At 67.1% G+C, this 22,587-nt stretch carries 20 protein-coding genes; 5 read left to right on the top strand and 15 right to left on the bottom strand.

Annotated elements, in window-relative coordinates; genetic code table 11:
• Positions 1–225: 225 nt before the first annotated feature.
• The 4 genes from ACIQAC_RS34740 to ACIQAC_RS34725 all read right to left on the bottom strand — a co-directional run bounded on the left by ACIQAC_RS34740 (position 226) and on the right by ACIQAC_RS34725 (position 4,003).
• Positions 226–1,125, bottom strand: a complete 900-nt coding sequence (locus ACIQAC_RS34740; RefSeq protein WP_402198319.1) for a LysR family transcriptional regulator — start codon at positions 1,123–1,125, stop codon at positions 226–228.
• A 199-nt stretch (positions 1,126–1,324) separates the two neighbouring features.
• Positions 1,325–2,251, bottom strand: coding sequence for an oxidoreductase (locus ACIQAC_RS34735; RefSeq protein WP_402198317.1), 927 nt, complete (start codon positions 2,249–2,251; stop codon positions 1,325–1,327).
• Positions 2,252–2,475: 224 nt separating this feature from the next.
• The gene (locus ACIQAC_RS34730; protein WP_402198315.1) at positions 2,476–3,078 is read right to left on the bottom strand and encodes a TetR/AcrR family transcriptional regulator; all 603 of its coding nucleotides are present in this window, start codon (positions 3,076–3,078) and stop codon (positions 2,476–2,478) included.
• A 286-nt stretch (positions 3,079–3,364) separates the two neighbouring features.
• Complete coding sequence (locus ACIQAC_RS34725) at positions 3,365–4,003, bottom strand: TetR/AcrR family transcriptional regulator (RefSeq protein WP_402198312.1); 639 nt, start codon at positions 4,001–4,003, stop codon at positions 3,365–3,367.
• Between the two features lie 94 nt (positions 4,004–4,097).
• On the opposite strand from ACIQAC_RS34725, the gene ACIQAC_RS34720 reads away from it, so the two are divergent.
• The 3 genes from ACIQAC_RS34720 (at position 4,098) to ACIQAC_RS34710 (ending at position 8,029) form a co-directional block, all read left to right on the top strand.
• Positions 4,098–6,224 (top strand): MMPL family transporter, encoded by a 2,127-nt coding sequence (locus ACIQAC_RS34720; RefSeq protein WP_402198310.1) that lies wholly within the window; start codon positions 4,098–4,100, stop codon positions 6,222–6,224.
• Positions 6,225–6,306: 82 nt separating this feature from the next.
• On the top strand, positions 6,307–7,140 hold the full coding sequence (locus ACIQAC_RS34715; protein WP_402198307.1) for an SDR family NAD(P)-dependent oxidoreductase: 834 nt from the start codon (positions 6,307–6,309) through the stop codon (positions 7,138–7,140).
• Positions 7,141–7,441: 301 nt separating this feature from the next.
• Positions 7,442–8,029, top strand: a complete 588-nt coding sequence (locus ACIQAC_RS34710; protein WP_402198305.1) for a TetR/AcrR family transcriptional regulator — start codon at positions 7,442–7,444, stop codon at positions 8,027–8,029.
• A gap of 13 nt (positions 8,030–8,042) precedes the next feature.
• Here the strand turns inward: ACIQAC_RS34710 and ACIQAC_RS34705 are convergent, their stop codons facing one another.
• Entirely contained in the window at positions 8,043–9,062 is a 1,020-nt protein-coding gene (locus ACIQAC_RS34705) for an SMP-30/gluconolactonase/LRE family protein (protein ID WP_402198302.1), read from the bottom strand.
• Positions 9,063–9,256: 194 nt separating this feature from the next.
• Here ACIQAC_RS34705 and ACIQAC_RS34700 point away from each other — a divergent pair, with 194 nt between their 5' ends.
• Positions 9,257–11,071 (top strand): flavin-containing monooxygenase, encoded by a 1,815-nt coding sequence (locus ACIQAC_RS34700; protein WP_402198300.1) that lies wholly within the window; start codon positions 9,257–9,259, stop codon positions 11,069–11,071.
• 111 nt (positions 11,072–11,182) lie between these two features.
• On the opposite strand, the gene ACIQAC_RS34695 is transcribed toward ACIQAC_RS34700, so the two are convergent.
• From ACIQAC_RS34695 to ACIQAC_RS34670, 6 genes are all read right to left on the bottom strand, one after another.
• Positions 11,183–12,088 (bottom strand): BadF/BadG/BcrA/BcrD ATPase family protein, encoded by a 906-nt coding sequence (locus tag ACIQAC_RS34695; RefSeq protein WP_402198298.1) that lies wholly within the window; start codon positions 12,086–12,088, stop codon positions 11,183–11,185.
• Positions 12,085–13,152, bottom strand: coding sequence for an SIS domain-containing protein (locus ACIQAC_RS34690; RefSeq protein ID WP_402198295.1), 1,068 nt, complete (start codon positions 13,150–13,152; stop codon positions 12,085–12,087). The genes ACIQAC_RS34695 and ACIQAC_RS34690 overlap by 4 nt, the downstream gene beginning before the upstream one ends.
• Before the next feature lie 62 nt (positions 13,153–13,214).
• The gene (locus ACIQAC_RS34685; protein ID WP_402198294.1) at positions 13,215–14,798 is read right to left on the bottom strand and encodes a glycoside hydrolase family 9 protein; all 1,584 of its coding nucleotides are present in this window, start codon (positions 14,796–14,798) and stop codon (positions 13,215–13,217) included.
• Positions 14,799–14,937: 139 nt separating this feature from the next.
• Positions 14,938–15,801, bottom strand: coding sequence for a carbohydrate ABC transporter permease (locus tag ACIQAC_RS34680; protein ID WP_402198291.1), 864 nt, complete (start codon positions 15,799–15,801; stop codon positions 14,938–14,940).
• An 11-nt stretch (positions 15,802–15,812) separates the two neighbouring features.
• Positions 15,813–16,769: a carbohydrate ABC transporter permease gene (locus ACIQAC_RS34675; RefSeq protein WP_402198289.1), complete on the bottom strand. Its 957-nt coding sequence runs from the start codon at positions 16,767–16,769 to the stop codon at positions 15,813–15,815.
• Between the two features lie 49 nt (positions 16,770–16,818).
• The gene (locus tag ACIQAC_RS34670; protein WP_402198287.1) at positions 16,819–18,099 is read right to left on the bottom strand and encodes an ABC transporter substrate-binding protein; all 1,281 of its coding nucleotides are present in this window, start codon (positions 18,097–18,099) and stop codon (positions 16,819–16,821) included.
• Between the two features lie 312 nt (positions 18,100–18,411).
• Between ACIQAC_RS34670 and ACIQAC_RS34665 the strand changes: the two genes are divergently transcribed.
• A complete protein-coding gene (locus ACIQAC_RS34665) occupies positions 18,412–19,173 on the top strand; it encodes a GntR family transcriptional regulator (RefSeq protein WP_402198285.1) in 762 nt (253 codons plus the stop codon).
• Positions 19,174–19,242: 69 nt separating this feature from the next.
• Here ACIQAC_RS34665 and ACIQAC_RS34660 read toward each other — a convergent pair whose 3' ends face one another.
• The 4 genes from ACIQAC_RS34660 to ACIQAC_RS34645 form a co-directional block, all read right to left on the bottom strand.
• Entirely contained in the window at positions 19,243–19,695 is a 453-nt protein-coding gene (locus tag ACIQAC_RS34660; protein WP_402198282.1) for an SRPBCC family protein, read from the bottom strand.
• A 78-nt stretch (positions 19,696–19,773) separates the two neighbouring features.
• Positions 19,774–20,337, bottom strand: coding sequence for a TetR/AcrR family transcriptional regulator (locus ACIQAC_RS34655; protein ID WP_402198279.1), 564 nt, complete (start codon positions 20,335–20,337; stop codon positions 19,774–19,776).
• Between the two features lie 134 nt (positions 20,338–20,471).
• Entirely contained in the window at positions 20,472–21,056 is a 585-nt protein-coding gene (locus tag ACIQAC_RS34650) for a DUF305 domain-containing protein (protein ID WP_402198277.1), read from the bottom strand.
• An 11-nt stretch (positions 21,057–21,067) separates the two neighbouring features.
• A complete protein-coding gene (locus tag ACIQAC_RS34645) occupies positions 21,068–22,438 on the bottom strand; it encodes a DUF1996 domain-containing protein (RefSeq protein WP_402198276.1) in 1,371 nt (456 codons plus the stop codon).
• Between the last annotated feature and the right edge of the window lie 149 nt (positions 22,439–22,587).

The raw sequence follows: 22,587 nt of genomic DNA, 5'->3' as shown, positions 1-22,587 counted from the left end.
CGGTCTGCCGAGCTCGGCACGAAGACATCTGACTCCTCGTCCGGAGCCGGCGCAGCCCCTGGCGAGGGCGACGGCCCGCGGCCCATCCCCCGGGCGGCGGGCCGTCCGACGCTGCTCCACTGCCACCCCAGGCCGATGAAGCGACACCAGTCGCGCTCGCGGCTTCTCTGTCTCCGTGGGAGATCTGTTCCACTTCTCAGGTGTAGCCCCTGACAGTCCTCCGGGTCATCGCCGCACCGGCTCTGGAAACGCTGCGCGGAGACGGTGGAGGACGTGACCGAGATCCTCGGCATTGTCCCGAGACGACCGCCACACAAGGAATGTTGTGACCGTCGTCCTCGGAGCGAGAGGCTTGATCACCACGCCGGGCGCGGCGACGTACTGGTGCCAGGGCGCTCCAGGATCCAGCGGAGCGAAGCAGCAGTGGCCGCCGCCCGCGATCAGTGCGGCGAACCCGCCGACGATGTCGAAGTCGACCGCGAAAACGGCCCTTGCAGCGGAACCGTATTGCTCTAGCTCCGGGCTGGCTGCGATGCCGGTTGTCGCCGGAAGAAGCAGCGTCAGATCTGCGAGTGTCTCGATCGAGGCAGAGACCAGCGGTGTGTACCGCCCCTGATCCGGCAGCGCCATCCCCATGGTCTCGATGAGGATGGGCAGGTATTGCAGACTTCGATGGTGCACCCGCTGCTGCACGATTCCCACGTCGAGTTCGTTCGCAAGGACCGCTCGGATCTGGGTCTCAGAGACCAACGGGCGTAGCTGTACGTCGACATCACCGGCCTTGTCGCCCTTCACGGCCGCCGTCACAAGTCGGAGGATGTCGTGCGGGACCGATCGGAACCCGAGGTTGACATCCGCCCTTCCTCGAGCCCGTTTGTACATGTCCCGCGTGAGTGAGTCCATCTCCCCGACTGCACGCTCGGCTCTCGGTACCAGGGCCATGCCAAGGGGTGTGAGTGCGACCTTGCGGGTGTCCCGGTTGAAGAGCCGGCCGCCGATCTCGGCCTCCAGTTGCTGAATGGCCCGACTCAGTGGTGATGGCGCGATGTGCAGTTGCTGCGCCGCGCGCCCGAAGTTCAGCGTCTCCGCTACGGCCAGAAAGTACCGCAGGTGCTTGTGGTCCATGGAATCACCGTTGCGCAAAGGCAAAAGTATATTTCTAGTGCACTTTTACGGAAAGATTTTTGTGAACTGTGTCAGAAGGGAAACCGGAAGGGAAGGTCCACGTCGACCTGTTGCAGTGCTGCCCTCGGGGTCGTCGTCGTGTGGTCGCTTCTCCGGCCGGCGAGCTTTGTACACTCCCACCTCCCGAGGCGGGCTGCTCTCAGGCGGGATTGAAGTCCTCCTGGCCCGTGAGGGAGAACTGAACTCCTGTCAGCTCCTCGGAAAGATCCCAGAGTTGGGTGGCGATCGTGGGATCAGAGGCAGTTGGCGTACGGCCGACCAAAGTGGGCGCGCCCTTCAGTTCGTTCTTACCATCGGGCCCGACGTAGCTGGCGCCAGGTAGGTCCTGGGTAGCGGCGTAGAGGGTGGGGAGCGCACCTGACCGAGCATCCTGGGCGTAGAAGCGTGCGTAGACAGCGAACACCGCACGCGCGACCGGGTTGATACCGCTCCACAGATTGGTGCTGGACAGGCCTGGATGGGCCGCCAGGGCGCGGACCTGTGAGCCGGCCTTGGACAGACGGTGCTGAAGTTCAAGAGTGAACAGCAGGTTCGCCAGCTTGGAACGACCGTATGCGCGCACCAGTCCCTGTCGGCTGGAGAGGTCGGGGCGGCTTGTGTAGGCGACCTCGTCAATCATCCGGTGGGCACCTGAGGCAACGGTGACGATGCGGCCGGAGATGTAGGGCAAGAGTCGGTTGGTCAGCGCGAACGGACCCAAGTGGTTTGTGCCGAAGAGGATTTCGAAGCCGTCCTTTGTGCGACCGGGCTTGTCGACCGAGACTCCGGCGTTGTTGACCAGTAGGTCGATGGGGCTGGACCAGGTGTCGGCGAACTCGTGTACGGACGCCAGGTCGGCGAGATCCAGGTGGCGTACTTCGGTACTGCCCGGCATGCGTGCTGCTGCCGCTTCGCCGCGTGCGCGGTCCCGCACGGCCAGGACAACGTGGGCCCCCGCCCGCGTGAGTGCGAACGCGGTCTCGAACCCGATACCGGAGTTGGCGCCCGTGACGATCGCGGTCCGGCCCGAGAGGTCGGGCATGTGACTGGCATCCCATGAAGGACTTGTATTGAGTGTCTCGATCATGCCTCGAATGTAGTCAATGGAAAGAATGATGACAAGAGAAACATTGCAGGTGGGGGCCAGTTTTTTGGGCGGGATGGTGTGGCGGTCGTGTACATGTCCACGTGTTGAGCGGCTACGCGTGACGTGACATGCGGTAATGCTGATGACGCCGGCGAGGTCGGCATCGGCCTCGCGTGGGGCTGGTGGCCCGGCGTGAGCCCTGCTGGTCCTGAGGGGCCGGATCTCTAGGAGGCCGCCTGTGGAGGAGTGAGGCCGCGCAGCAGGTGACGCAGGAGGGTCTCCAATGCGTCGACGGCGGAATCCGCCTCGAAGGCGCCGTTGGCCACCAGGACGGCCAGGCCGTGAATGCTCGCACCCAGCGACAGGGCGATGCCCTCGGGGTCTTCGTTGACGATCTCTCCGCGCTCCTGCGCCTCGGTGATCATCTGGAGTATCGGTCTCATCGTCCGATCCAGCGCGGCCGGCAGTTCCGCGTTCGTGTCCGGCCGGTGTTTGCGGGAGACCATCAGCTCCAGGAGTGCGCCGTTGGCGGCGGCGAAGCGCAAGTACGCGTCGGCGCGCGCAGTCAGGCGTTGGGCGAACGGGAGTGACTCGTCGTCGACCTCGTCCAGGGCTGCGGTGAGTCGCAGGTAGCCCGAGACTGCGAGCGCGTCGAGGAGGTCGTGCTTGTCCTTGAAATGTCTCCTCGGGGCGGCGTGACTGACGTCGATGTCGCGCGCCAGCTCCCGCAAGTTGATGCCCGCGGCGCCGTTCTCCTGTAGAGCACGCTCAGCGCTGGCGATGAGCGCGGCGCGTAGGTCTCCATGGTGATAAGAGCGGGCACCCATGCCTGCATCGTAGCAATGATGTTGCTCCCGGCTACATCTGGTTGGTGGGCGAGAAGTTGCCGGAGCCGTCGCCATGTCCGAGCCGAGGTCGATCCTGGTTGGTGGCGCCGGTGCAGGTCGGCACCTCTCGCCGCGACGATTTGCCGCGGGGCAGTGGCGCGTTGCTGCGGGGCAGTGGCGCGGCCGGGTTCGGTATCGGTCCCATTGGCTCCGGCGGGGCGCAGGGTGGCTCCTCGGTGATGGGCCAGGGCGTGGGACCGAGAGCGCAGGCCCATGGGTGCGAAGGTCACGTATGTCGGCGAGGGCTGGCGAGCCCCTCCACAATCATGTGAAACGTGCGTTCCGCGGCGGCGTCCTGGACCTCGGTGGGCAGCCTGCGCAAGGGGCCCTCCATGAGCAGGATTGCTACGCCGTGGACTGCGGACCAGGCGGCGAACTCCGCCCCGGGACGGTTCTCCGGTGCCATGAGGCCGGCGGTCACGAAGCCATCGACGAGCGAGCTGACCATACGAAAGGCGTCGTCCTCGGCCATTTCGGCGTCATTGTCGGAGAACGAGGTGTCGCCTTCCGTGCGGCGGAAAGCGGTGGCGAAGCAGCCCGGCTCGTCGCGTGCGAAGTCGATGTACGCACGAGCTCCAGCGAGGAGACGCGCGATCGCGACGTCCTGCGGGTTGCCGCTCTGAGGGATCGTGTCCAGGGCTGCCCGGATGCGCTCGGCCAGCATGTCCGTGGCTCGGTGCTTGATCTGCTTCAGCAAGTCCTGCTGCCCTGCGAAGTGACGGTACGCGGCCGTCGGTGACACTCCGGCTCGGCGGGCGACCTCGCGTAGCACGACGGCGTCGGGGCCACCGGTCCGGGCGAGGTCAATACCTGCTTCGACCAGCGCTTTCGCCAGATTTCCATGATGGTACGTGCTGCGGCTCATGCTCTTCATCCTGCCCAATGTTGACACCGTTAACTTCTGGGAGCAGACTGACGCTCGGAAGTTAACAGTGTCAACATTACCCCAAGGGAGCGTCATGCTCGCCTCATTTGCGTCGTTGATTCACCGACGGGCCAAGCTCGTTCTGATCCTCTCCGTGGTGGCGCTGGCCTGCCTGGGTGCCGTGGGAGTCGGCGCGTTCGGACAGCTGAAGGGGGGTGGCTTCGATGCGGAGGGCGCACAGTCCACTCGCGCGGGACGGATTGTTGACCGCGCCTTCGGAGGTGCGCCCAACCTGGTTCTGCTCGTCAAGGCCCGTAGCGGCTCCATCGACGATGCCGCACCCGCGGCCGCCGGCACCCGGATCGCCGATCGTCTCGCGAAAGACCCCGACGTGCATGACGTCACGTCGTACTGGCAGACGCGCAACCCGGAACTGAGGTCCAAGGACGGCGCTACCGCGGAGATCGTCGCCCACGTCGGCAAGGGTGACAACGAGGACAATTCGGAAAACGGGCTGGTCGGCCGGACTCTCGACACCTATGTGCACGACACGTCGGCCATCACTGTCCGTGCGGGAGGTGAGGCCGTCGTCAACCGTGCTGTCAGTACCCAAGTGGGCAAGGATCTCGGACTTGCCGAGTCGATAGCGGTGCCGTTGACGCTGCTCCTGCTGGTGCTTGCCTTCGGTAGCGTCGTAGCTGCCACCCTGCCCCTCGCGGTGGGGCTTGTCGCGATCCTCGGTACGTTCGCCGAGTTGTCGATCCTCGGCCGCATCACCGACGTTTCCATCTACGCAGTCAACCTGACGACCGCCCTCGGCCTGGCGCTCGGCGTGGACTACGCCTTGTTGATGGTGGCTCGCTTCCGGGAACTGACCGCACAAGGCACCGACACCCGCACGGCTGTGACAACCACTGTGCGGACCGCGGGCCGGACGATCCTCTTCTCCGCGGCCACGGTGATCGCCGCTTTGGCCGCACTGTTGATCTTCCCGCTGTACTTCCTGCGTTCCTTCGCTTACGCCGGCATCGGCGTAGTTGCCATCGCGGCCGCAGCGGCCCTCGTGCTCATGCCCGCCCTGCTGGCGGTGCTCGGCCACAGGGTCGAGGCGGGCCGACTGCCATGGTCCAAGAAGCGTCAGAGCAGTGCAGCGCCGTTCTGGGGTCGTCTTGCAGGGGCGGTCATGCGTCGCCCGCTGATGGCCCTGGCGCCGCTGGCACTGCTGCTGGCCATGGCAAGCCCCCTGCTGCACGCCGTCTTCGGCACGCCCGACCAAGAGGTGCTGCCCGCTGCCGCACCGGCCCGCGCAGCCTCGGACCAGCTGCGTACCGATTTCGCCGGCGACCAAGCGACTTCACTGCAAGCTGTCGTCCATGGTGACCCCGGAAGGCTGCCGGCGACCATCGGCAACCTGCCGCATGTCGCTCGCGTCACGGAAGTGACGAAGGGCGACACCCATCTCGTCACGGTTTCCACTGACTTGGCCGGGCACTCCTCGGCCGCACAGCACCTGGTGGGTGAGATCCGTGCGCTGCCCGCCCCACACGGCTCGTCCGTGATGGTCACCGGCGATGCTGCCCGCCTTGTCGACACCAAGCACGCCATCGGGGTGCGGTTGCCCTATGCGGCAGGGCTGGTCGTGTTGACCACGCTGATCCTGTTGTTCCTCTTCACCGGCAGCCTCGCCCAGCCTGTTCGGGCACTGATCCTCAACGCGCTGGGCATCTCCGCCTCCCTCGGCGCAATGGTGTGGATCTTCCAGGACGGCCATTTCGCCTCTGTCCTCGGCTTCACTCCGCATCCGGTGGATACCGCGATGACCGTTGCGCTGTTCTGCATCGCCTTCGGACTCTCGATGGACTACGAGGTGTTCCTCACCAGCCGTATCAAGGAGCTGCACGACGACGGTGCCGGAACCGTGGAGGCAGTCACCAACGGTCTCGCGCGCACAGGGCGCATCGTCTCCACAGCGGCCGGCCTCCTCGCCGTCAGTTTCTTCGCCTTCGGAACCGCGTCCGTGAGCTTCCTACAGTTCTTCGGGCTCGGCTGCGGGCTGGCCGTCCTGATCGACGCTCTCCTCATTCGCGGCATCCTCGTGCCCGCCGCCATGCGTCTGCTCGGCCGACACGCATGGTGGGCTCCTCGCCCCCTACGTCGTCTCCACGATCGAGTGGGCCTGACCGAAGCAGAGTCCGAACGCCCTCTGGTCTCCACACACTGAACCATCCCCGCACGGCCGCCTGTTCGCGGTTCTCGGCGAGCCGAACAGGACGTGACACCAACTCCCCGGAGAGGAATCCCTCATGACCAAGACCATCGTCATCACCGGTGCCAGCGACGGAATCGGGGCCGCGGCAGCACGCGGCTTGAGCAAGGCGGGCCACCAGGTTGTGGTCGTGGGACGCTCACCCGAGCGCACCGCGGCCGTCGCCGACGAGCTCGACGCCAGGTACTTTGTCGCGGACTTCACGCAGTTCCGTGAGGTACGCCGGCTGGCGGCACAGCTGGACGAGGCCCTGCCCCGAATCGATGTCCTCGCCAACAACGCCGGCGGTGTGTTCGGGGACCGCACGCCCACGCCCGACGGATTCGAGACGACCTTCCAGGTCAACCATCTCGCACCGTTTCTGCTGACCGGACTGCTCCGCACGAAGCTCATGACGAGTCGCGCGTCCGTGATCCAGACGTCCAGTGGAGCTGCCCGAGCCATGGGCCGGTTGGTCATGGACGACCTTCAGCACGAACGGGACTACACCCCGCAGCGTGCCTATGGCACGGCGAAGCTGGCGAACATCCTCTTCACAGAAGAACTGCACCGTCGCTGGCACGACTTCGGGGTCTCGTCCGCGGCCTTCCACCCGGGAATGGTGGCCTCCAGCTTCGCGACGCAGAGCTCGAGCATCATGCGCCCCTTCTTCCGTAACCCGATCAGCCGGGCCTTCATGGGCAGCCCCGAAGCGGGCGCTCAGCAACTGATCTGGCTCGCGGAGGGTGAGCCGGGCAAGGACTGGGAGTCGGGCCGCTACTACGAGAAGCGCCACGTTGCGTCGAAGATGCCGAAACAGACGGGAGACACCGCGCTGGCCGGTTCGTTCTGGGACGAGTCGGCCCGTATGACAGAGCTGGGGTCTGAGTGAGCGCGGCGAAGCCGACACGGTGTCGCTTCCCGGAGGACGACCCAGTAGGACCCAGGCCGATCAACGTGGAGATGATCGGGACGGGACTGGTCATCCAGCACTACGTGGCCGAGGTCGCCGAGAAGCACCATCTCGCGTCGGCGCGCGCCCGTTCTCGATCAATCCGTACGGCGAAGAGAAGTGGGTGTTACTCGCCCGGCGGGCTGCCGTTCTCCGGTCGTGCGCGGAGACCGCAATCGTGGGCGGGGCGGCGCGACAGATCGTGGGAGGTGCCATCTCGCCGGCCGGTAGGCTGCCAGGCATGGAGCGTACCGAGCGAGTGGAACGGCGGCCCGCGAACGACGGTCCGAAGGCCGCTGCCCGTAACCGGGCCGCTCTGATCACCGCAGCCCGGGAGATATTTGCGGAGCAGGGTCTGGATGCGCCGCTGTCCGCGGTGGCCCGTAGCGCTGGAGTCGGGCAGGGCGTCCTCTACCGACACTTTCCGGACCGGACTGCCGTGGTGAAGGCAGTTCTGGAGGAGAACGTGCGGCAGGTCGAGCAGGCAGCGGAGCTGGAGAGCACGACCTTCGCCGATGTCCTTGGGGTGTTGACGTGGCACCTGGCGGGGTCCGCGGCCTTCGTCGGCCTTATGCATGCCGACGGTGCCGCCGGGCCCTCCGGCATCCTTGCCCACGCCCTCGCACTGTCGGAGCGTGTGGAGACCGCCCTGCGGAGGCATCTGCCCCAAGGGCACCGGCTGGACGCTGGAGAAGACCTCGCGCTGTCGGTGGCCATGGTCTCGGCCGCTGCCGTCGGCCCCACCCGTGAAGCGCGTGAACGCCGCGCAGTGGCCGCCTGGCGGCTGCTCGGTGTCGAGGTGGGGCCGGTGCAGGCTTTCGGCGGTTGAGTCGGAGCCCGAGTCAGCCACCGTTGGACTGTCGGATGCCCTTCGCGAGTGCCTCGAAGGTGTACAGATATCCGCCGGCCGGACCGCTGACAGTCATGTAGGCCTGAGTGCCGCCGGGTGTGATGGCCACGTTGGTGGCCTCATCCAGACCTTTGGTTCGTGCCGGAAGCTCCACCGTTGCGATCCGCTCACCGTGCGTGTTGTACACGGCCATCGCCGCCCGACCGTGCAGCCCCTGGTAGAGGTTGCCGGCCGCGTCCACGGCGATCGAGTCGGTCTGGGCGGTTCCGCCGTCCACGCGGATTGCGGTGTGGCGGGGTGTCGCTGCACCCTCCATGTCGCGGCGCAGATACGAGATCCGGTTCTCCGTGAGCTCGCTGAACCACAGCCCTCGATACCCGACATCGAATGAGATCCCGTTCGGAGAGGCCAGATCGTCGGCGAGCACGGTGACTTTCCTCCCCGAGCGGTCGATCCGCACAATACGTCCGTGGGCTTCGCCCTCGGTCATGCCTCGAGAGTCACTGATGTACAGGTTGCCGTCCTGGTCGAACGCGATGTCATCGGGGTTCATCGGCGCACCGTCGACATCGCCGGTGAAGAACGTCCGCGGATCGCCGCCGTCGGGCGCGAGACTCACGATCTCGCCGTGCGCGAAGTCGCTGAGATAGAGCCGTCCGTCGTACGGACTGAACTGCGCCGAGGCGTAGGACGCATTGCCCTTGGTGTGTACCGCGCGATGGGTTTTCCTCCGGACGTCCACGCGTATGACCTTGGGCTTGCCGTCGGGCGCGGTGACGTCAACGACGAAGAGGCCGCCGTCCTCGCCGAACGTGGGTCCCTCCAGCAAGGTCATTCCGGTCTCGGCGTGTACCTCGGTCAGATGCATGAACTGCTGTGCCCGGACCGTCCTTTCCGCGGAGTGGGACGACAACTCGTCACCGCGGTCGGAGCTCTGTGTACCGCAGCCGGTGAGGATCAGCGCGCTTGTTGCGGCGAGGGCGCCGAGAGCTCTGGCCGAGCGTCGTTGCATAGGAGATCACATCTTTCTGCCCGCCGGGCGGTCGGGAGGGCCGGTTGGACAGCGCGCCAACCGGTCGAAAGTCCCTTGGCCGAATGTCGTCGTGCCGCTGGAACTCCAACCGGACATCGCTGTCCGGTTGTTGCTACCGTAGCGGACGGCCGCCCGATCGGGGCAGCTCTGTCGTCCAGGATCGAGGTCACTAAATGACGACCCCACAAACTCCGACCTCCTACGAGCTCGCCGCCCTGAGGCAGCGCTACCGCCTCGAACGAGATCGGCGCGTCCGCCCGGACGGCGCCCGGCAATACGTCGGTACGGACGCCGAGTTCAGCCTCTACGCGGACGACCCGTACACGGAGCCGATCGATCGTGACCCGCTGCACGACACCGTCGACGTTGCCGTCGTCGGCGGTGGGTTCGGAGGCATCCTTGCGGGTGCGCGGTTACGGCAGCAGGGCCTTGAGCGCGTCCGGATCGTCGAGAAGGGCGGCGATTTCGGGGGAACCTGGTACTGGAACCGATACCCGGGCGTCCACTGCGACATCGAGTCACACGTGTACCTGCCGATGCTCGACGAAACCGGTTACGTGCCGCAGTGGAAGTACGCCCCGGGCGACGAGATCCGCCGACACGCTGTGCGGATCGCGTCGAAGTTCGCGCTCTACCGGGACGCCCTCTTCTCCACCGCGGTCACGACACTGGAGTGGGACGAGGGGGCGGAGTCCTGGATCGTTGTCACCGACCGGGGCGATGCCTTCCATGCCAGGTACGTCGTCGAAGCTTCGGGTACTCTCACCGATCCGAAACTCCCGAAGATACCCGGCATCGAGGACTTCACCGGCCACACCTTCCACACCTCACGATGGGACTACACCTATACCGGTGGCACCCCGGAGGGCGGAATGACCGGCCTCGCGGACAAGCGGGTGGGCGTCATCGGCACAGGAGCCACCGCCATTCAGGCCATCCCTCTGCTGGCCGAGGACGCCGGGCACCTCTACGTGTTCCAACGCACCCCGTCCACCGTCGACGTGCGAGGCAACCGCCGCACCACGGCCGAGGACGTGGGCGCCGACGGTAAGGACTGGGCCCGGAAGCGACGTGAGAACTTCCTTCGTATCGTCTCCGGCGAGGACGTCGAACAGGACCTCGTGGCGGACCGGTGGACGGCGTCGGCAACCCTGCTCGAGAAGCTCCATTCGAGCTTCGAGCGCCCCGACGACCGGTCGGCTTTCGAGTCCGCCTACGAGGTTGCCGACGCCATGAAGATGAATGAACTGCGGGCCCGCGTCGAGGCATCCGTCACGGATCCGGACACAGCCGAGAAACTCAAGCCCTGGTATCGCTACGCCTGTAAACGCCCCACCTTCTCGGACCTGTACTACCCGGCGTTCAACCGCGAGAACGTCACCCTGGTCGACACCGCAGGCACACGCGGCGTCGAACGCGTCACGGAGAACGGTGTCACGGTCGGTGGCATCAACTACGAACTCGACTGCCTGATCTTCGCCACAGGATTCAACACCGGGGCTTCCAGCATCGGTCTGGCCGGACTTCCCGTTCTCGGCAGGGGTGGCGTCCAACTACCTCGTGGACGTTCGGGGGAGCACGCACGCACACTCCATGGCCTTACCAGCCGCGGCTTCCCCAACCTCATACAAATGGGCCCCCTCCAGAGCGCCATCAGCGTCAATTTCACTCACGTACTGGACGAGCAGGCCAAGCACGCTGCCGCTCTCATCGCGGCCGCTGAAGCCAAGACGGCCGTCATCGAACCGTCCCGTGAAAGCGAAGACGCCTGGGTCGCCGTTCTCACCGAGGACGCTCCCGACCACGAGTGGTTCCACGCCGAGTGCACCCCCGGCTACTACAACGGAGAAGGCCGCGGCAGGCCCAACGGTCCGACCGCCTACCCGCACGGAGCCGTCGCCTTCCACGAGTTGTTGCAACGGTGGCGCGACGAGTCCGTGGGCGAAGCCCTCCGAGCCCGGAACAGTCCTTCGACCGACATGACCTAGCCGCGTCCGGCCGGGTCGTCAACGTCCGGCCCCGGCCCCGGCCCCGGCGCCCGACCGGTGGCGTGGCGGGAATTCGCGTCGGGCTGTCACCGCGGGCGTCGAGCCCGCGCCTCACCGCTTCCGCGCCTGCTGGGCCAGTCGGAGTGCCCCTTCGACCGGTGGGGCCCGCAGCAGCTCCACCCGGGCCAGGGGGTGTGCCCTCAAGATCCGCTCGCGAACAGCATCCGCGTAGGCAGGCACCTGCGCCATGAGGCCGCCTCCCAGTACGACCGTGTTGGTGGCCACCCCGCGATCCGCCAGTGTGGTCACCAACTCGGCGATGCCGTCGGCCCCTTGGGCGAGTACCGCTCGCGCGTCCGCCGAGCCCTCCGAGGCCGCGTGAGTGACGGCCCGGCCGTGCCTGCCCCAGTGTTCCGGGCCGTCACCCCAGCTCAAGGAGTGCGCGAGGTCGGCCGGATCACCAACGCCGACGGAGCGCATCAGGGCCAGGCCCAGGGCGTCGGGCTCCTGGCCGCGGTCGGCCCGTCTCAGCACCGCCCTGGCCGCGTCCCTCACCAGGGCGGAGGCACTGCCGTCGTCGCTGAGCACCCACCCCCAGCCACCGGCGCGAACCAGGTCGTCGCCGCCACCCGTGGCCACGGCGATGGCCCCCGTCCCCACGACCACACCGATGCCCTCGTCGAAACCGGCCGCGGGCACCAGCAGTTCCGCGTCGTTGACGGTGGTCACCGGACACCCCAGTCGGACCGAGAGCGCCGCGCTCAGCTCGACGCACTGCCGGCGCCGCTCACATCCGTGAGCACCAACGGCCACCGAGGCCAGGGACACCTCGCTGCCCAGCACCGCGCCGAGCCGAACCGCCAGCCAGTCGGCGCCCGCTTCGATCGGCGGTACCGCCCAGCCGTCGGACGGCACCACGCGGTCGAGGACGGTGTGGCCGGGAAGGTCCGCTGGCACAGCCCGGACATGCGTCTTGGTTCCGCCGATGTCCACGCCCACAAGCCATGACGACGTCATACCGCACCCTCTGCTGCCGATGCCGGTACTTCGAAGTCGGCCGGGTCCAGGCCGCCTTGCTTGGTGTCGTTGTTGGCGAAGACGAACGACTCGATGACCAGTCCGCGCTCCTCGGCCAGCCCGGCCGCGAGTTCCTGGGCGACAGCGACCTCCAGCACACTGCGTGGACCGCAGTCGAGCTCAGGCAGTCTGATCACCGCGAGGTTCGGTCCGGCGGGCACGTCCTGCGTGGTGAGCAGCAGGCTGAGGTGGCCGGCGTCCGCGAGGGTGCGGGCCAGCTGTGTCTCCCTGCCATCGCCGTACAGAACGTGCAAGGTGCCGCCAGCCGACTCCATCTCGCCGTGCAGGTGGTTGCGGGTCGCGAACGCCGCGGCCGGGAGCCGGGCCACTTCGCGCAGCAGCAGCGCGGAAGCCTCTGCCGACGTCCGCGAAGTCCCCGACGCGATGGCGTCGACAGCGACACATTCGGCGGCCCGCGCCAGCAGCGGACCGAGGACAGTACTCGCCTGTTCGCGGACGGCGGTCAACCGGCCGGCGATGTCATGCCACGGGTCCGGGCGGTGCTCGCGGCCGGTGAACGCGCCGGCCAGCAGGTCGAGCGCGACGATCGTTCCGGTGAAACCGATGGTGGACGCGAAGGAGTCCGGCTCGTTGCCCAGCCCGACGCACAGATCTGCCAGTTCGTACAGCGGAGACGGCACCACGTTGAGCACGGCTACGGTCGGTACGCCCGAGCCCACCTGTTCGAAGGCCGCCAGGGTCTCGGCGCTCCGCCCGCCCTGGGAGACACCGATCAGCATGTCGGTGTCGAAGCCGTGGGGGATCCTGGCGATCTCGTCGGCCAGCACGCGGTGGGTGTCCATGCCGTTGCGCCGCAGCACTTCGACCGGCAGGGCCAGCGCGGCGTACGACGCGCCGATGCCGGTGAACAGGGGGCGCCTGGCGCGATGCAGGGCGGTGAGATCGGAATCGGCAAGCACGCTCCCCACCCGGGCGGCGATCCGCTGTAGGGCGGCGGGCTGAGCGTCCTGGCCCTGACGGAAGGTGATACGGGATCCGGACATGGTCAACGTTCCTGATTCATGAGTAGGTGGCTTTCCGCGATACCGCGCGCCGAGGGGTGCGGTCAGTGGGCGGAGGCGACAGCGAGGAGAAACCAGCCGGTGTGCGGGATCCACTGCTCGGCCCACCGCCAGCTCTCCGACTCGGGTGCGTCGGGCGGTAGGAAGGCGATGTCGTCCTCGTCGTTCCAGCCGGAGGTGATGCCGTTGACGATGCCGCCGGGGATGTTCGGAAAGTCCGAGGCGTAGTCGACGTTGTTGCGGCCGCGGCCTTGCAGCATGCACACGTCGAACGGGTTGCGGCCGGTAATCCAGGCCAACTGGTCGCCTGCGAAGGCCTGGAGCCGCAGCCGGTCATGTGTGCCGACATTGTCCAGTCCGGAACAGGCACTGGCAGCCGCCGACAGCGACGCGACCGTGGCGTTCTCTCCCTGCCACCAGTACCCGGTCTCGTTGGCGTGCGGGAAGAAGAACGCGTCACGCGGGACACCGCCGGAGGGCTGCACCCGTTGCCGCGGATAACCGAACGCGTTGGGGACCGCGTGGCTGCGGTCGATGGTGTCGAGCATGGCCCGCACCGCTGTCGCCGTTGCGGGCGCCGCCTCGGAGGCGACCGGGAGCAGTTGCGCGAACCGCAGCAATGCCAGCACGGGCAACCCGGCTTCGACGGCGTGGAAGAACGGCCGCTCCTCGGTGTCGGCGACGAACCAGCCCGGTCCGTTCTCGGGACGGAAGTAACGGGAGATCAGGGACCGGGCGCGCCGGCGGGCCACCTCGTGAGCGCCACAGGCCGCCGAAGCGCCGGCCGCCACCAGCTCAGAGGCTGCGAGCAGCGCGGCATAGTCGTCGACGATCGACTCGGTTCCGTCGTCGAGATATTCAGTGTTGTGAGCTTCCAGGTGAACAAAGGCATTCTCGGCCGCCGCCAGGTAATCGGCGTGGCTGAAGTCGCCGTGGTCGTCGAGAGTGGCGGCGCGCGCCAGCGCCGCGATGGCGAGGCCGCCGCCCTGCCGGTAGGCGGCGCGGTAGCCGTCGGTACGGACGCAGTCCTGGAGCGGTGCGGTGACCACGCGCTCTTCGAGTCGTTTTGTCAGCGCGTCGAAGATGCCCGTGTAGAAGTAGCCTTCGGGCGAGCGGAACCGTACGAGGAAGTCGGCACCCCACAGGGCCTCGTCGCGCAGCCGGACACCGAGCGAACGCATCAGTGCCGGGTGCCGGTCGGCCAGGTTGTCACGCGCGGCCATCATCGCCCAAGCGCAGAGAGGGATCTGCTGCGGGCTCATCGTGCGGGTGTAGGTGAGGTGGCTGAGGAACTTGCTGGTGTCGCCGCTGGCGTCGAGCCAGCCACCCCTCGCGTCGACTTCGTGGCCGGTGCTGTCCGCCCACAACCGGGCGTGGCGGTCCTTGCGGTCGATCTCACCGCTGGAGCGCATCGCTTTGAAGTAGGCGAGGACGTCGGACATGCTGCGCCGCTGGAGGAGGTCGGCCCCGACCTCGAAGGGCGCGGACTCGACGGTGCCGGCCGTGGTGACCACCCGGACCGTGTGACGCCCGGGTCCGACATGCTCGGGCAGGTCGATCCTGGCGAAGGGTCCAACGCTCCAGCCCGGCACCGCATGGGGGACGTCCACCGAAAGGGTCTCAGTCACCACGCCTGCCCCATCCGTCAGTTCGGCCTTCAGAGGCGCGTCTCCGTCGGGCAGCAGCACAACAGCCGCATGGGTCGCGCCGTTGGAGTGGCCGAGATGGCCAACAAATACCGCCGGTTGCTGCGGAGCGCCTGTCAGGTCATCCCTTGACTGCACCTGCGAGCACCGCCCCTTCCATCTTGTCGGCGAACGCCGCGTAGACGACGTACACCGGAATCAGCGTGATGACGATGCCGGCGGCCAGTACGCCGTACTGCGAGGAGTTCGCGAGGGACAGCGTGGGCAGCGCGACCTGCGCTGTGCGGATCGCCGAGTCCGGGCCGACGATCACGAGCGAGAAGAAGTACTCATTCCAGAACGACAGGAAGTTGAGGATGAGCACCACGGCGACGGTGGGTCGAGCGAGCGGGAAGTAGACCGACCACAGCAGACGCCAGCTTCCGGCGCCGTCGATCACGGCGGACTCCTCCAACTCCCTGGGCACGGCCCGCATTGCCTGGGTGAGCAGGATGACCGAGAGCGGGAGCGCGGTGGCGGGCAGGAAGAGGATCAGGAACTCACGTGTGTAGAAGAGACCCATGTTGATGGCGAGCAGCACCGTGGGGACGAGCGCGGCGAAGCCCGGGATGAGAAAGCCCAGTGCGAACACCCGCTCCACGGCGGCGCCGATCCTTCCGCCGGTCCTGGCCAGTGCGAAGGCGGCGGGGATGGCCAGCGCCAGGGTGAGCAGGTTGGCGCAGACGGTCACGTACGCCTGGTTGACCAGTGCGGGACCCAGCGTGGCGTCGCTCATCGCCCGGCCGAAGTTCCCGCTCTCGAACCCGGCGAACGGCGAGAACGGGGCGGTGAGGATGCCGACGTTGCTCTTGAAGGCCGAGATCAGCAGGTAGTACAGGGGCAGCAGGAGCAGCCCCACGTACAACCAGACAGCGAGGTGTGCGAGGTACTTGAGCGGACCCGAGCGGCGCAGGGGCGGCGAGTCGCGATGTGCGGTACGCAGCATGATGCGTCCTGTCAGTAGTTCTGCCGGAACAACCGGCGGATGCCGAGAAGACCGAGGACGCCGATGAGGAACAGCATCACGGCGACGGCCTGGCTGTAGCCGACCTTGGACTGGTTGAAGGCGTAGTCGTAGACGAGGAAGGAGAGGTTCACCGTCTCGGTGCCCGGTCCGCCCCGGGTCAGAAGGAGCACAACGGCGGCGGAGGAGAACAGCGTCCACAGGAACTGGAGCATGGTGACGACCCCGATGAACTCGCGGCACACCGGCCATGCGATCAGCCACATGCGTCGCCAGTGCCCGCAGCCGTCGAGTTCGGCGGCCTCGAACAGTTCGTCGGGCACGGTGTTCATCCGGGAGGCGAGAAGCACGGCGGAGACGGACATCGAGGACCAGATGATCACGACCACTATCGCGATCGAGGCGGTCGAGCCGTGGGCGAGCCAGGGACGTATCTGAGAGTCCAGTCCGACGCCCCGCAGGAACCCGTTGATCACCCCGGAAGGGGCGAACACGCCGACGAAGACCATGGCCAGCGCCGGCGCGGAAAGCAGTACGGGAGTGAAGAGCACCGCCCGCACGAAGCGGTGGCCCGGAGGCCGCAGCGACAGGTAGTAGGCGATCATGAAGGCTCCGCCGATCACGATGGGCAGCGAAATCACCATCTGAACCAGCGAGTTGAGCACCGCCTGGTGGAAGACGGGGTCGTTGAGGAGGCGCTGGGCGTTGTCCAGGCCGGTGTAGGTGCGCGGTGCGACGAGCCCCCGCCAGTCGGTCTGCGCGAACCAGAAGAGGCTGACCAGCGGGCCCAGGGTGAAGGTCAGGAACCAGCAGAGGGCCGGCAGGGTGAAGCCGAGCCAGGCCAGCTCACGCAGGCGGCCCGGCTTCCGCTGGGGCTGCGGCGCGCTCGGCACGGCGGCGGCCGGGGGTTCGGTGGCCGGTGCGGACAGAGTGAGACGGGGAGTGGACACGGTCTGCCTTCCTGCGGGGTGGCCGGGTGTGCACCGGCCACCCCGGCTGCTACTTCGAGGCTTCGTAGACCGCGTCGACGGTCGCGCAGATCTTCTTCGCGTCGTTGCCCTTGGTGTAGGCGATCGACGTGGCCCGGTACATGGGATTGGACACGTCGGCGGGCACGTGCAGATCCGGCATCACGGTGAAGTCCACGGCCTTGGGCAGCTGTGCCACCGACTGGCTCAAGAGCGGCGACTGCACCCCGGTGGTGTCCACGTCGGCGGAGGTCGCGAGGACGACTCCGCCCTGAAGCATCGTGTGCAGCACTTCGGGCTTGTACATGTACTGGACCAGCTTCTCGACGGCGGAGAGCTTCTTCTTGCCGTTGGGGCTGATCCACCAGCCGGCGGAGGTGGAGCCGTCGTAGGCCGTGGGCTTGTCGTAGGCGCCATCCGGAGCGACGGGCAGACCACCGAGAACGGTGGTCTCGGCCAGCGCCTTGCTGGTGCTCGCGTACGCCCAGGAACCCAGCGGTGCGATGGCTGCCGAGCCGTTCATGTACAGAGCCTGGGCCTGGTCGGCGCTCAGTCCCTCGACGCCGTCGACGAACACTCCGGCGTCGCGCATCCGCGTGAACAGCTCGATGCCCTTCATGGCTTCCGGGTTGTCACACGTGTGCCCCTCGGCGAAGACCTTCTTGGCCTCGTCGGGAGACAGGTAGGTCTCCAGGAACTGTAGGAAGATCTTCTGGCCGGACCAGTCGTTGCCGCCGATCGCGACCGGCTGTACTCCTGCGGCGCGCAGCTTCTTGGCGGCGCCCACGAGTTCGTCCGTGGTGGTGGGCAGCGATATGCCGTGCTTGTCGAAGAGGGCCTTGTTGTACCACCAGGGCCAGGTGAAGCCCGCGTAGGGCAGTCCGCGCAGATGGCCGTCGGAGTCGGTCCAGTCGGTGATTGCGCCGGCCGGGATCGAGGACTTCAGGCCCCATTCGCCGACGTAGTCCTCGACCGGAACGACGGCGTCGTTCTTCACCCAGTCCAGCTGCTTCTCCAGCAGGCCGACGAGCAGGACGTCCGCCTCCTTCCCCGCGAGCAGGGAGGTTTCGTAGACCTGGTTGAGGTCGTCGCCGTTCTCCAGCACCTTCACCTTGATGCCGCTCTGTGCCGTGAAGTCCTTGAGGGCGGCCTTGAGTGGCACGCTTTCGGTACCGCCACTGGTCCAGTTGGTCTGCAAGACGATCGTGTTGGAGTCACCGCTTCCGGGTGTTGCTCCACTGCCACAAGCTGCCGTGAGCGCCAACGCCGCGGCACACGCGACGCCGAGCCCGAGTCTGGCCGAACGATGCATCAGTGATCCTCCTGCTACCGGCACCCCGCGCCTGCGCAGGGGGAACAAGCGGAATGGGTCGTCTGGCCGAGATGCGACCAGTGCTGTGCGGCAAAGGTAAGCAGTGGACGGCAAGTGGTCAATAGTGGTCTATAGAAATATCTCCAGTGGTCTATTCAGGGATCTTGAGGCCGGGCTGGAATCCTCTCCGAGCCACCCTGAAGTGCCCGCCTGCGGCGTAAGTCCAGGGATCACCGGCCATGCACGCAACGATTCCTGAGCACTGCTGGTGGTAAGCAGTGGTACATTCGGACCTGATCAGGAGGATGAGTCATGGGCGTTGACGCCACCCCGCAGGCCCGCGCACCGCATCGCACCCACACCCCCGCGCCACTGTGGTCACAGACCGCCGACCTGATTCTGGAGCAGATCGAATCCGAGCAGCTCCCCGCCGGCTCCAGGCTCGCCGCGGAGCGCGAGCTCGCGGCACGGTTCGACATCTCCCGCGTGACACTGCGCAAAGCCCTGAATCACCTCGTCGACCGGGGCATCCTCACCGCTTCGCACGGCCGGGGCTGGTTCGTCGCTTCTCCGGTGGCCGATCGCGAATGGCCGAACGACCTCGAATCCTTCACCGCCACCGCCCGCCGCAAGCACATGGTGGCCCGCTCCCTGGTGCTCCACCAGGATGTTCAGCCCGCCTCGCTCGACGACGCGGACCGGCTGCAACTGCCCGCCGGCACACCGCTGATCCGGCTGGTCCGCGTACGGATGCTCAACAACGTCCGGGTTGCGATGGACCGCACGCTCTTTCCCGAAAGCATCGCTCCGGGTGTCATCGGCGTCGACTTCACCACGGCCTCGCTCTTCGAGGAACTGCACGAGCGGGGCGTGGAACCCAGCCGGTCCGTTACCACCATCGAAGCGCGCAGCGCTGATGATGTGCTCGCCGGTCACCTGGGGCTCGAACCTGCCGCGCCGATCCTCGTCCTCGACCAGGTCGTCTTCGGCCTCGAAAACACCCCGATCATGCTCTCGACCGTCGAATACAGCGGCGACCGCTACCGGCTGCGCACCACCCTTCGGCCGCGTTGAATTCCGGCCCATGAGTTCTCGGAGCCCAAGGCCGCGGCGCGGTGCCGGCAGGCTCTCCTCTCGGCGTTCTCAGGCGTTGGACTGGAGCCCCTCAAGCCAGCGTTGGTGCCAGCGGAGGAGTCCGGCCCGGACCCACCTTGAAGCCAGGAACGGGAGGGGCCCGCGTTGGGTCTCCTCCGTGACGACGGTGGTGGTGCCGTCGGGGTTCTGTGTGAGCTGCCACCGGTGGTGTGCGCGTGTGCCGAGGACGACGCCTTCCCAGGCGAGTTCGTGATCGGGGCGGAAGACCTTCACCGTGCTGGTGGCGCGGATGTTGAACGTCGTCCAGCGAAAACGTGTGCCTTCCGCGAGTTCGCTACCGTCCAGCACCTGCACATGTCGCGCATTGGGATAGAAGGACGGCCAGGCGGTGGCGTTGACGAGCAGCGCCCAGATGGCAGCGGGATCCGCCGCGATGGTGAGTTCATTGCGGGCATGGACGTGCGCCTGATTGGGGGCCATGCCGTCGGGCCAGTTCGTCATGTTGTCGGCTCCTGAGTGAAGTGCATGCCCCGCGGGCAACGAGCAGAGTGGGAGTGGCAGTCGCCTGACGAGTGGGAACTAGCCGGAGGTGAGACCGGCGGCGACGACGCGAGTCAAGGCGTGCAGCACATGGCGGGCCCGGACGGGATTGTTGAGTTCGGCTTCCAGGCCCTGGACGGTGTGCACCAGCGCCGCCGCGATCTCGGACCGCTGTCGTGGTGGGGCCCCGGTGTCCGCGAGTATCTGCTCGGCGATGGTGCGCATGGTTGCTTCGTACTGAGCCGCGTCCTCGGCGGCGACCCGTGCATATTCTTCCAGGAGCTCCAATGCGTGCTCGGAGCGCTCCGCCAGCCCCAGAGTGAGGTCCAGCTTGGCGTCGAGTGCGGCTGTCAGCCGCTCGGCGACGCCGCCCTCGCCATCGGCGGCTGACCGGGCCTTCTCGACAGAGTTGGCCAACAGCGCCGCGCCGACCAAGCGCAGCACTTCTTCTTTGCCGGTGACACGCAGGTACAGCGCAGGCCGTGACAGCCCTGCTGCTTGAGCGATGTCGCTCATCGTGGTTCGCCGGAACCCATGCCGGGCGAAGGCGTCGAAGCCGGCAGCGAGCAACAGGTCATGAGCTACTGCATCCCGCACTGACATCCTGACAGTCTAGGTACAAGTTGTCAGAACGTCCAGCGAACCTCGTGGGCGCGGCCCGGCGAGGCCGACGCCCCTGGCAGATGCGATGCGTCGGCCTCTCGTCCGTGCGCTGTCCCTTATGACCTCTATGACCTCTATGACCTCGTCGGCTTCACGGTGCCTTCCGGAGCAGGAGGCCGAGCCGGACGTATTTCGTTCAGCCAGGCGATCTGCTCGGTCATGCGCTTCGTGATCAGTACGGCCAGGTCCGTGGCCTTGGTCGCGTGGCCCTGGGTCCGCTCGCTGTCGCCGAGCATTCTGGACTGTGTGAGGTGCTCGCGCAGTGCGTCGGTGAGGATCTTGTCGAATGTTTCGCCGGTCGCCGTACCCGCCTTGCCGAGAGTCGCGAGGCTGACCATGCCGGGCATGTCGTGTCCCTCGTGAGGGCGGGTGTCGGGGACACCGGAGAGCTTCAGCAGTTCGCGCAGCTCTCGTAGGTCTTCGCGCAGTCGCGACCCGGTTCGGGCCGCCAGTGCCGCCACCGCCGGACTCGCTCTGCGGGAAGGCGCCATGTCGGTGAGGCGCTGCGCACGCTCGCTCATGGGGATCATCAGCTGAATCCATGCGACGTCGGTGGCGCTGAAGGTCGAGGTCGGTGATGCGCCGGCGCTGGTCGAGGTGCTGGTGGTCGGCTGCGTCGAGCAGCCGACCACCAGCAGCGCCATGGCTGTGGCACACACCAGACGCAGGGTCAGAAGGTGCCGGCGGAGTTGCACTTGGCCTTCTGGGTGATGCAGTCCTTCACTCGGTGCCCCTGGGCCGCGTTGTCCCACGCGTTGAAGAAGTCGCCGTGGATGGATGATGCCATTCCCGAGGCCAGCCGGAAGCCGGCCGCACTTCCGTGGGTCGGGTAGCTGACCACGAAGGAGAGGTTGGGGATGGCGACGGGGTAGGCACCGCTGCACTTGCCGTCGTAGGTGTACGCGACGTGCGACTTGTGGTCGGGACTGTCCAGGTTCTTGCCGTCCCAGCAGTCGGGGAAGACGAGTTGGTGGGTGAGGTGTGCGGTCGGGGCGCAGACCGGCCAGTTGCCGTCGGCGCTGCGGCCGATCTCGCCGCCCGCGCCGGCGCACCAGTACTGGCCGGGTGATCCCGCGGGTGTGGGTGTCTGTGCCTTGGCGTCACCGGCGATCATCCGGAATCCCTCGGGGAAGGGCAGGGTCGCCGAGGGGTCGGGCAGCCGGGAACCGTAGTAGACGATCATGTTCTCCGGCTCGACCGCCGTGTTGCCCTCGTACAGGGTGGGGATCCAGTACGCCGAGAGGTCCTCGGTGGGTGCGCAGGTGGTGGCCCTGTTGTTCAGCAGCGACTGGGTGGTGGAGAACGCGTCGGTGCTCTTGTTGCCGAAGAAGCTGTGCATGTGGGAGGCGCCGGCAAGTCCAGGCAGGACGATGGGGTCGTCCGGCTTGGAGTGGCTGTAGTCGCAGGTGGCGTTGAACTCCGGAACCCGGACCACGTCGGCGGGTACGGGCGCTGGGGTCATCGCGCGGAACTGCGCCACCTGGGCGTTCCACTTGGCCTGGTCCACGGGGACCCAGCCCGCCGCCTGGCCGTCTCCGTCGCCGACGAAGGAGAACCAGTTGATGTTGACGAAGTCGCCGGGTGTTGTACTGCGCAGTACGGCGAACACGGTCTGCGCACCGGTGGGGTGGGTGGTGACGTCGGTGGTCCGGGTGACCCAGTTCTGCCAGCCGCCGGTCGGAGCGACCTGTATGACGGCGAGCAGGGCTCCGGTCGCGCTGCCGGTACGCAGTTCGACAGTGCCCGAGCCGACGGCGGAGGCGACCCGGGCGGACACTGTCAGTCGGCCCGCGGCGCCGAGGTCGACGTTGTCGAAGCGCATCCAGTCGCCGTCGGCGAGGAACGCCGCGTTCTCCCCTCCTCCGGCGTCCGCGGTCGCCTCCAGTGCGACACCTGACTGGGCGGCGTAGGACTCGGCCTGGACGGTGACCGTGGCGGCCCGCGCCTGCTGGGCCGACACGGTCAGGCCCAGGGCAGCGGCCAGCGTGACGACCAGTGCTCCTACTAACAACGTGTACAGATGGGCGGGATATCTGCGCATCTCACTTCCTCACGAGCATCGGGGATGACACGCCGGATCCCTCGGACCGCGGCGACAGGGGGGCCAGGAGTCGGACAGCGGAATGTGTCCGGCTGTGTGATCCGGATGCCCCGAGCAGCCCCGCGCGGCCAATTGCCGTGCGGCTCGGG

The organism is Streptomyces sp. NPDC088387 (genome assembly GCF_044753385.1).
Taxonomy (GTDB): domain Bacteria; phylum Actinomycetota; class Actinomycetes; order Streptomycetales; family Streptomycetaceae; genus Streptomyces.
The sequence above is the reverse complement of the archived record's forward strand: the minus strand, read 5'-3'. Positions and strand labels throughout refer to the sequence as shown.